Consider the following 10,117-nt stretch of genomic DNA (forward strand, 5'->3'; position numbering starts at 1 on the left):
GGCACCAGCAGCACCTGCGGCGATCTGGCCGAGCAGGGCGCCGAGGCCGACGGTCTCGCCATTGGCGGCGACAATCTCGGTCAGAACGCCGGCGGCCGGCGACGGAACCTCGACGGTCACCTTGTCCGTTTCGAGCTCAAGGAGCGGCTCGTCGGCCTTGACCGTATCGCCGACCTTCTTGAACCAGGTGCCGACAGTTGCCTCGCTGACGGACTCGCCGAGAGTGGGGACGCGGATTTCGGTGGCCATGATCTGTTTCCGTGTTTGTCAGGTTGTGTCTGTGAAAAGTGAAGGAGCGGCTGGGAATCAGCCGCCGAGCGCGTCTTCGAGGAAGGCTTCGAGCTGTGCGAGATGCTTCGACATCTGGCCCGTTGCAGGCGAGGCCGCTGCCGGCCGGCCCGTATACCGGACACGCTGATACTTGGCATCGATATGCGCCAGAACCCATTCCAGATACGGGTCGATGAACGACCAGCCGCCCATGTTCTTCGGCTCTTCCTGGCACCAGACCATTTCCGCGTTGCGGAAGCGGGAAAGTTCGTTGATCAAGGCCTTGGCCGGGAACGGATAGAGCTGTTCGATGCGCAGCAGGTAGATGTCGTCGATGCCGCGCTTTTCGCGCTCTTCGAGAAGGTCGTAATAGACCTTGCCGGTGCAGAGCACGACGCGACGGATCTTGGCATCCTTCTGCAGCTTGATCGGACCATCCTTGATGACCTCCGCATCGTCCCAGAGGAGGCGATGGAAGGCGGATTCGCCGGCCATTTCGGCAAGCGTCGAGGTGGCCCGCTTGTGGCGCAGCAGCGACTTCGGCGTCATCAGGATCAGCGGCTTGCGGAAGTCCCGCTTCGTCTGCCGGCGCAGGATGTGGAAGTAGTTGGCCGGCGTCGTGACGTTGGCGACCTGCATGTTGTCTTCGGCGCACATCTGCAGCCAGCGTTCCAGGCGGGCCGAAGAGTGTTCCGGACCCTGGCCTTCATAACCGTGCGGCAGAAGGCAGACGAGACCGGACATGCGCAGCCACTTGCGTTCGCCCGACGAGATGAACTGGTCGAACACGACCTGCGCACCGTTGGCGAAGTCGCCGAACTGGGCTTCCCACAGCGTCAGCGCATTCGGACGGGCAAGCGAATAACCGTATTCGAAGCCGAGGACAGCCTCTTCCGAAAGCATCGAGTTGATGACTTCGTAACGGGCCTGGGTCGGCGACAGGTTGGCGAGCGGGATGTAACGCTCTTCGGTGTCCTGATCGTAGAGAACCGAATGACGCTGCGAGAACGTGCCGCGTTCGCAATCCTGACCGGACAGGCGGATCTTGGTGCCTTCGACGGCAAGCGAGCCGAATGCCAGGGCTTCCGCCATGGCCCAGTCGATGCCTTCGCCGGTCTCGACCATCTGCGAACGGTTCTCCATGAACCGCTTGATGGTGCGGTGCGCGTTGAAGCCTTCCGGAATGGTCGCCAGCTTGCGGCCAATTTCCCTCAGTTCCTTCATCGGCATCGCAGTCTTGCCGCGGCGCTGTTCGTCGGCATTGTCGGCCGAGCGCAGGCCCGACCACTGACCGTCCAGCCAGTCGGCCTTGTTCGGCTTGTAGCTCTGGCCGGCCTCGAACTCGGTTTCGAGATTGGCGCGCCAGTCGGCCTTCATCTTCTCGAATTCACCATCGGTGACGAGGCCTTCGGCGATCAGGCGGTCGGCATAGATCTGCGCGACCGTCTTGTGGGCGCGGATGACCTTGTACATCTTCGGCTGCGTGAACGCCGGCTCGTCGCCTTCGTTATGACCGAAGCGGCGGTAGCAGAACATGTCGATGACGACCGGCTTGTGGAACTTCATCCGGTATTCGGTCGCGACCTTGGCGGCATAGACGACCGCTTCCGGATCGTCGCCATTGACGTGGAAGATCGGCGCCTCGATCATCTTTGCGACGTCGGACGGATAGGGCGACGAACGCGAGAAGGCCGGGTTGGTGGTGAAGCCGATCTGGTTATTGACGATGACGTGCATCGTGCCGGCAACGCGATGGCCGCGCAGACCCGACAGGCCGAGGATTTCGGCCACGACGCCCTGGCCCGCAAACGCGGCATCGCCGTGCAGCAGCAGCGGCAGAACCTTGGAGCGTTCCTTCAGCGGAATGATATCGCCGTCCCAGGCCTTGGCGAGCATGTCCTGCTTGGCGCGGGCCTTGCCCATGACCACCGGGTTGACGATTTCCAGATGCGACGGGTTGGCCGTCAGCGACATGTGGACCTTGTTGCCGTCGAATTCACGGTCCGACGAAGCGCCGAGATGGTACTTGACGTCGCCCGAGCCTTCGACTTCGTCGGGCTTGAACGAACCGCCCTTGAACTCGTGGAAGACAGCACGGTGCGGCTTGTGCATGACGTTGGTGAGCACGTTCAGGCGGCCGCGATGCGGCATGCCGAGAACGACTTCTTCAAGGCCCTCCTGGCCGCCGCGCTTGATGATCTGTTCGAGCGCCGGGATCAACGATTCACCGCCGTCGAGGCCGAAGCGCTTGGTGCCCTTGAACCGGACGTCGAGGAACTGCTCGTAACCTTCAGCCTCGACCAGCTTGGAAAGGATCGCCTTCTTGCCTTCCGGCGTGAACTCGACGCCCTTGCCCGGGCCTTCGATGCGCTCCTGGATCCAGGACTTTTCTTCCGGATTGGAGATATGCATGAACTCGACACCGAGGGTCGAGCAATAGGTCCGCTCCAGAATCTCGATCATCTGGCGCAGCGTCGCGTATTCGAGGCCGAGCACGTTGTCGATGAAGATCTTGCGGTCGTAGTCTGCTTCGGTGAAGCCGTAAGCGGACGGCGACAGCTCGTTATAGTCCTCGACCGCGCTGGCAATGCCGAGCGGGTCGAGCTTGGCATGCAGGTGGCCGCGCATGCGGTAGGCGCGGATCATCATGATGGCGCGGACGCTATCGCGCGTCGCCTGCAGCACATCGGTTTCGTTGACCGGCTTGCCGGTCGCGACAGCAGTCGCTTCCGCCTTCGCCTTGACCTTCGTTTCGATCGCCTTTTCGACGATCGGCCAGTTGCCGTCGAGTGCCGACACCAGTTCGCCGTTAGCCGTGATCGGCCAGTTCTTGCGCTGCCATGAGGCTCCCTTGGCGGCCGCCTTCACATCGTCCGGATTGTCGGCGAGTGCCTTGAAGAAGGCCTGCCATTCCGGTGCGACGGATGTCGGGTCGTCCTCGTACCGAGCATGAAGCTGCTCGATATAGGCCGCGTTCTGTCCGTCGAGGAAAGAGGTGATGAGGAACTGCTCGTTGGCTTCTTGCCGTGCCATGGTTATCTGCGGGCGCCGCGCCCGCCTCCTGACGTAATCGGAACCGAAAAATACTTCCGGTCTTCCGCATTTTCTTGGTCTTCGTCTTGGTACCGGACCGCATCTGGCGGTCACGCGCCCCCAAAATTAAGAGACGCAAAACACGGACAGGCGAAGCATGAAGCGCTTCGCCTGTCCGAAGCTTGTCGGATCAATCGCCACCTATCTATCTAGGGGCGGCGAGTGTCCTTTATGTGGCGTCAGCCCTTGAGGACTTCAACCAAGGTCTTGCCGAGACGGGCCGGGGACGGCGACACCTTGATGCCCGCCGATTCCATGGCCGCGATCTTCGATTCCGCATCACCCTTGCCACCGGAAACCACGGCACCGGCATGACCCATGGTGCGGCCCTTCGGAGCGGTGCGACCTGCGATGAAGCCGGCCATCGGCTTGCTGCGGCCCTTCTTGGCTTCGTCCTTGAGGAACTGCGCTGCGTCTTCTTCAGCCGAACCGCCGATTTCGCCGATCATGATGATCGAGGTGGTGGCGTCGTCGGCGAGGAACATTTCCAGGACGTCGATGAACTCGGTGCCCTTGACCGGGTCGCCGCCGATGCCGACAGCGGTCGTCTGGCCGAGGCCTTCGTTCGAGGTCTGGAACACGGCCTCATAAGTGAGCGTGCCCGAGCGGGAAACGATGCCGACCGAGCCCTTGCGGAAGATCGAGCCCGGCATGATGCCGATCTTGCATTCTTCCGGGGTCAGGATGCCCGGGCAGTTGGGGCCGAGCAGGCGCGACTTGGAACGGTCGAGGCGAGCCTTGACGCGCACCATGTCCATGACCGGGATGCCTTCGGTGATGCAGGTGATGAAAGGAACTTCGGCTTCGATCGCCTCGATGATCGCGTCCGCTGCGCCTGCCGGCGGAACGTAGATCACGGTCGCGTCGGCGCCCGTGCGTTCCTTGGCTTCGGCAACCGAGGTGAAGATCGGCAGCGACGTACCGTCGACGCCGGACGACCATGATTCGCCGCCCTTCTTGGGATGAACGCCGCCCACCATCTTGGTGCCGTAGTAGGCGAGCGCCTGCTCGGTATGAAAGGTGCCGGTCTTCCCGGTCAGGCCCTGGACGATGACCTTGGTGTCTTTGTTGACGAGAATAGACATTGGTTCCGGTCCTTCCAGGTTAGGCTTCGATCGCCGCGACGATCTTCTTCGCCGCATCGTCAAGGTCGTCAGCCGCCGTGATAGCGAGACCAGATTCATTCAGGATCTTCTTGCCGAGCTCGACATTGGTACCTTCGAGGCGCACCACGAGCGGAACCTTCAAGCCGACTTCCTGCACCGCCGCGACAACGCCTTCAGCGATGACGTCGCAGCGCATGATGCCGCCGAAGATGTTGACGAGGATGCCCTCGACCTTCGGGTCCGCAGTGATGATCTTGAAGGCCGCAGCCACCTTCTCCTTGCCGGCGCCGCCGCCGACGTCGCAGAAGTTAGCCGGCTCCTTGCCGTAGAGCTTGATGATGTCCATCGTCGCCATGGCCAGACCGGCGCCGTTGACCATGCAGCCGATATTGCCGTCGAGCGCCACGTAAGCGAGGTCCCACTTGGAGGCCTCGATTTCCTTGGCGTCTTCTTCAGTCTCGTCGCGCAGCGCCTTGACGTCGTCGTGACGGAAGAGCGCATTGCCATCGAACGACATCTTCGCGTCGAGGACGCGCAGGTGGCCGTTCTTCATGACGATCAGCGGATTGATCTCAAGAAGGGCCATGTCCTTCTCGTTGAAGGCCTTGTAGAGCAGCGGGAAGAGCGACTTGGCGTCTTCGGCGGCAGCGCCGTCGAGTTCCAGAGCCTTGGAGATCGCAGCAATGTCCGCAGCCGTTACGCCGGCTTCCGGATCGATGGCGATTGTGTGGATCTTTTCAGGCGTATCGTGGGCGACGGCTTCGATGTCCATGCCGCCTTCGGTCGAAACCACGAATGCGACGCGGCCGACCGAGCGGTCGACCAGCAGCGAGCAATAGAGTTCGCGGGCAATATCGGCGCCGTCTTCGATATAGAGGCGGTTGACCTGCTTGCCGGCTTCGCCGGTCTGCGCGGTCACCAGCGTGTTGCCGAGCATTTCCTTGGCATGCGCCTTGGCTTCTTCGATCGAGAAGGCGAGGCGAACGCCGCCCTTGGCGTCGGGGCCGAGTTCCTTGAACTTGCCCTTGCCGCGGCCGCCCGCATGGATCTGGCTCTTGACGACGTAAAGCGGACCCGGCAGCGACTTCGCAGCCGCCTCGGCCTCGTCAGCCTTCAGGATCGCGACACCTTCCGCAACCGGCGCGCCATAACCCTTCAGCAGAGCCTTAGCCTGATATTCATGAATGTTCATGGGTTTATCCCTGTTTCGATGACTTCAGCGCGTCAATTACTTGAGAGCCGGGGCGATGTTGATGCAGGCTTCGCAGAGGCCGGCAACGGCGCCGACGGACTTCTGGAAGGCGGCTTCTTCGTCCTTGTTGAACTCGACCTCGATGATGCGCTCGACGCCACCGGCACCGATGATCGTCGGAACGCCGACATACATGTCCTTCACGCCGTACTGGCCGGAGAGATAGGCGGCAGCCGGGAGAACGCGCTTTTTGTCCTTGAGGAAGGATTCAGCCATTTCGATCGCCGAAGCGGCAGGCGCGTAATAGGCCGAACCGGTCTTCAGCAGGCCGACGATTTCAGCGCCGCCGTCACGGGTGCGCTGGATGATTTCTTCGAGACGTTCCTTGGTGACCCAGCCCATCTTGACGAGGTCGGTGAGCGGTACGCCGCCGACGGTCGAGTAACGGGCGAGCGGCACCATCGTGTCGCCGTGGCCGCCGAGAACGAAGGCGGTGACGTCCTGGACGGAGACGTTGAATTCTTCGGAGAGGAAGAGACGGAAGCGAGCCGAGTCGAGCACGCCGGCCATGCCGACAACCATGTTCTTCGGCAGGCCGGAGAACTTCTGGAGAGCCCAGACCATCGCGTCGAGCGGGTTGGTGATGCAGATCACGAAGGCATTCGGGGCATATTTCTTGATGCCGGCGCCGACCTGTTCCATGACCTTCAAGTTGATGCCGAGCAGGTCGTCGCGGCTCATGCCCGGCTTGCGGGCGACGCCGGCGGTGACGATGCAGACGTCGGCGCCCTCGATGGCCGCGTAATCGCTGGCGCCGGAAAGCTTGGCATTGAAGCCCTCGACCGGGCCGGACTGGGCGATATCGAGGCCCTTGCCCTGCGGAATGCCGTCGGCGATGTCGAAGAGGACGATGTCGCCCAGTTCCTTCAGGCTGGCGAGATGCGCCAGCGTGCCACCAATCATGCCAGAACCAATAAGTGCGATCTTCTTGCGCGCCATCGAAAAGCTTCCTTTCGAGATCCGAATCCTTGGCAGACTACGGCTCGCCTACCAATGTGCCAGACCGCATAGCCCCATCCGCTCAAAATGGCAATCGATTATTTTCCGCTCAACTTTTTCAATCGGTTAGATATCAAAACTCTTACGTAAACGTAAGATTTTCTGTCACCAAACCGTTAAAGTCAGCGGCGCTTTTCCTGGTGCAGCGCAAGATAGTCAGGGCTGCGCATCTCGAAAAGACGCGAGATGGTGCGGTCGAACTCGAAGCCTTCTGTGCCTTTTCGCTCCAGGAGGATACCTTCCGGCGCGGTCGCCGCGGAAATATAGAGCCGGACCGTGTGGTCGTAGAGCGTGTCGACGAGATTGATCAGCCGCTTGGTTTCGTTGCGCTTCTCCGGCCCGAGCTGCGGAACGTGCTCGACGAAGATGGCATCGAAACGATGGGCAAGCGCCAGATAGTCCGACGCACCCAGCGGCTTGCCGCAGATGTCCCTGAAATCGAAGCGCGCCGCCCGCCCGGCGGCCGAGGGCACATGGATGCTGCGGCCCTTTATCGGGATCTCGGCAGGCGCCGCCTTCTCGCCCTCGGTCACCTGGTGCCAGGCGGATTCCATCGCCGCGTCGGCGCGCGCGTCGAGCGGCGTCACGTAGACCGGCAGGCTTGCGAGCTTCTGCATGCGGTAGTCGTTGGGTGAATCGAGGGTGACCACGTCGACATACCGGTTGAGCAGCGCGATAAACGGCAGGAAGAGGCCGCGGTTCAGCCCGTCCCTGTAGAGATCGTCCGGCGCAACGTTTGAGGTGGCGACAAGAACACAGCCGAGCCCGAACAGCTCCGTGAACAGCCGCGCCAGGATCATCGCGTCGGTGATGTCGGTGACCGAGAATTCGTCGAAGCAGAGGAGTTCGGCCTCCGCAAAGAGGGCTGCAGCGACCGGCGGCACGGGATCGGCCTGCTTGGTCTCGCCGCGTTTCAGCTTCTGGCGGTGGTCGTGGATGCGGTTGTGCACATCCGCCATAAACTCGTGGAAATGCGCCCGGCGTTTCTTCGTCGTTGGCGCCTTCTTGAAGAACATGTCCATCAGCATGGTCTTGCCACGCCCGACGCTGCCATGCACGTAGAGCCCGCGTATTTCGCGCGGCCGCCCGCCGCCCTTGGCGAAAAGCCAGCCGAGCGAGCTTTTCTTCTTCGCCGGCCTCGTCTCGCGAAGGCAGGTCAGCAGATGGTCGAGTTTGGCGGCAACCGAAAGCTGGGCCCGATCGGCGGTCAGCACGCCGGATGCGGTGAGGGCTCTCAGCTCCTCACCGACACTCGTCGTGTATTCGGGGATGGGTTCCAACCGGACGCCCTCGAAATTGCGGGGGCCGCTTAACGGCTGAGGCTGACTTGCTGACCGGAATTCATCGTGCCGTCAAAGCGGTTCTCGGCGCTCTTGTAGACGCGTCCGATCACGTCGCCGGCCCGGTTCTTGAACTGGACCATCTTGCCGGACACTTCCCACGAACCCATTGCCGTCAGTTCGCCGGCACAGCCGCGGGTACCGCCGCGCGAACCACCGCCGAGATTGGTGAGCGTCAAGAACATGTCGCAGGACGAACCGCCGTTGGAAACGCGCCAGTTGCCGACCATCGCTTCCTTCTTGACGTCGAGCGCACTCGCAGGCGGTGCGGCCGGATTGGCCGAAGCCATGGCAGGATTTGCGCCGGGCGCGCTCGGGAACTGGGAGGAACCCGCGGTGCCGGGAGGCGGCGGCAACTGGCCGCCTTGAACGGACGGCACGGGCTGCGCCTGAAGCGGAGCGGGCTGAGAGGGTTGGGCAGGCAGATCGCTGTAGGGGCTATACGAAGTGCGCTGGCAACCCGCCAGTGCCAAGGCTAGAACAAGTCCCGTCGCCACGTATCTGAACTGCATCATCTAACTCCTGCTTTCAGCTTGACCCGCCACCGATGCCACTGAATTGAGACCGAATTATCGTAAACCACCTTGGTTAATCAAGTCGTACTGGAACAATTCGGCATGGCTGATCAAGAAGAATGCTGCAATGCATCCGGTCCCGCCGACGCAGGGACCGAATGAGGCATCAAATTGCCGAGAACGCCTCAGACGCGGCGCTCGACCATCATCTTCTTGATTTCGGCGATCGCCTTGGCCGGGTTCAGGCCCTTGGGGCAGGTCTGGGCGCAGTTCATGATCGTGTGGCAGCGATAGAGCCGGAACGGGTCCTCGAGATTGTCGAGGCGCTCGCCCTTGGCTTCGTCGCGGCTATCGATCAGCCAGCGATAGGCCTGCAAAAGGGTGGCCGGGCCGAGATACCGGTCGCCGTTCCACCAGTAGCTCGGACAGGAGGTCGAGCAGCAGGCGCACAGGATGCACTCGTAGAGGCCGTCGAGCTTCTGGCGGTCTTCGTGGCTCTGCTTCCATTCCTTGGCCGGCGGCGGCGAAACCGTCTTCAGCCAGGGCTCGATCGAGCGGTGCTGGGCGTAGAAGTTGGTGAGGTCCGGAACCAGGTCCTTGACCACAGGCATATGCGGCAGCGGATAGACCTTCACGGTGCCCTTCACGTCGTCCATGCCCTTGGTGCAGGCGAGCGTGTTGGTGCCGTCGATGTTCATCGCGCAGGAGCCGCAGATGCCCTCGCGACAGGAGCGGCGCAACGTCAGCGTCGGGTCGATATTGTTCTTGATGTAGAGCAGACCGTCGAGAACCATCGGGCCGCAATCGTCGACATCGATATAATAGGTGTCGATGCGCGGGTTCTGGCCGTCATCCGGGCTCCAGCGGTAGATGCGGAATTCCCGGACGTTCTTGGCACCAGCCGGCTTCGGCCAGGTCTTGCCTTCGGTCATCTGAGAGTTCTTGGGGAGAGCGAGTTCAACCATGGTCCAGTTCCCTCAGATCAGTACACGCGTGCCTTCGGCTCGATCTTGTGCGGATCGATGCCTTCGGCGATGAGCTCGGTGTGAACCGGGCGATAGTCTAGCTTGACGTCGCCGTTGTCGCTGACCCAGGCAAGCGTGTGCTTGCGCCAGTTCTCGTCGTCGCGGCCGCCGAACGGGCCGGATGTGTAGTCCTCGCGGGCGTGGGAGCCGCGGCTTTCCTTGCGGGCTTCCGCGCCGACCACCGTGGCGATCGCGTTCGCCATCAGGTTTTCCAGTTCCAGCGTCTCGACAAGGTCCGAGTTCCAGATCATCGAACGGTCGGTGACCTTGATGTCCTTCAGCTCGCCCCAGATCGCCGACATGCGCTTGCAGCCCGATTCCAGCGATTCCTGGGTGCGGAACACGGCGGCGTCGTCCTGCATGGTGCGCTGCATCTTGTCGCGCAGCACCGCGGTCGGCGTTCCGCCGTTGGCGTTCCGCAGGCGGTCGAAACGGTCCATGATCTTGTCGCAGGCGGCGATGTTGAGCGCCGGGATCGGCTCGGCCTTGTTGATCACCTCGCCGGCGCGGATCGCGG

Annotated in this window: 8 protein-coding genes and 1 pseudogene; all 9 read right to left on the reverse strand. The window is 62.1% G+C overall.

What is annotated here, in order from left to right; translation table 11 throughout:
- A partial coding sequence (locus tag MOV61_RS25010) for a biotin/lipoyl-containing protein (protein WP_309493855.1) occupies positions 1–249 on the reverse strand: 249 nt, incomplete at its 3' end.
- A 57-nt stretch (positions 250–306) separates the two neighbouring features.
- Positions 307–3,303 (reverse strand): 2-oxoglutarate dehydrogenase E1 component, encoded by a 2,997-nt coding sequence (locus MOV61_RS25015; RefSeq protein WP_247138525.1) that lies wholly within the window; start codon positions 3,301–3,303, stop codon positions 307–309.
- 239 nt (positions 3,304–3,542) lie between these two features.
- Entirely contained in the window at positions 3,543–4,448 is a 906-nt protein-coding gene (gene sucD / locus MOV61_RS25020; protein WP_046626703.1) for a succinate--CoA ligase subunit alpha, read from the reverse strand.
- Positions 4,449–4,467: 19 nt separating this feature from the next.
- A complete protein-coding gene (sucC, locus tag MOV61_RS25025; RefSeq protein WP_038546514.1) occupies positions 4,468–5,661 on the reverse strand; it encodes an ADP-forming succinate--CoA ligase subunit beta in 1,194 nt (397 codons plus the stop codon).
- 36 nt (positions 5,662–5,697) lie between these two features.
- Entirely contained in the window at positions 5,698–6,660 is a 963-nt protein-coding gene (mdh, locus tag MOV61_RS25030; RefSeq protein ID WP_007757753.1) for a malate dehydrogenase, read from the reverse strand.
- A gap of 182 nt (positions 6,661–6,842) precedes the next feature.
- Positions 6,843–8,000: a cell division protein ZapE gene (zapE, locus tag MOV61_RS25035; RefSeq protein WP_247138526.1), complete on the reverse strand. Its 1,158-nt coding sequence runs from the start codon at positions 7,998–8,000 to the stop codon at positions 6,843–6,845.
- Between the two features lie 29 nt (positions 8,001–8,029).
- Positions 8,030–8,572, reverse strand: a complete 543-nt coding sequence (locus MOV61_RS25040; RefSeq protein ID WP_247138527.1) for a protease inhibitor Inh/omp19 family protein — start codon at positions 8,570–8,572, stop codon at positions 8,030–8,032.
- 188 nt (positions 8,573–8,760) lie between these two features.
- Positions 8,761–9,540 (reverse strand): succinate dehydrogenase iron-sulfur subunit, encoded by a 780-nt coding sequence (locus MOV61_RS25045; protein ID WP_037081594.1) that lies wholly within the window; start codon positions 9,538–9,540, stop codon positions 8,761–8,763.
- Positions 9,541–9,557: 17 nt separating this feature from the next.
- Positions 9,558–10,117: pseudogene (locus tag MOV61_RS25050) on the reverse strand (succinate dehydrogenase/fumarate reductase flavoprotein subunit); the annotation flags it as partial.

The organism is Neorhizobium sp. BETTINA12A (genome assembly GCF_023006485.1).
Classification (GTDB): Bacteria; Pseudomonadota; Alphaproteobacteria; order Rhizobiales; family Rhizobiaceae; genus Neorhizobium.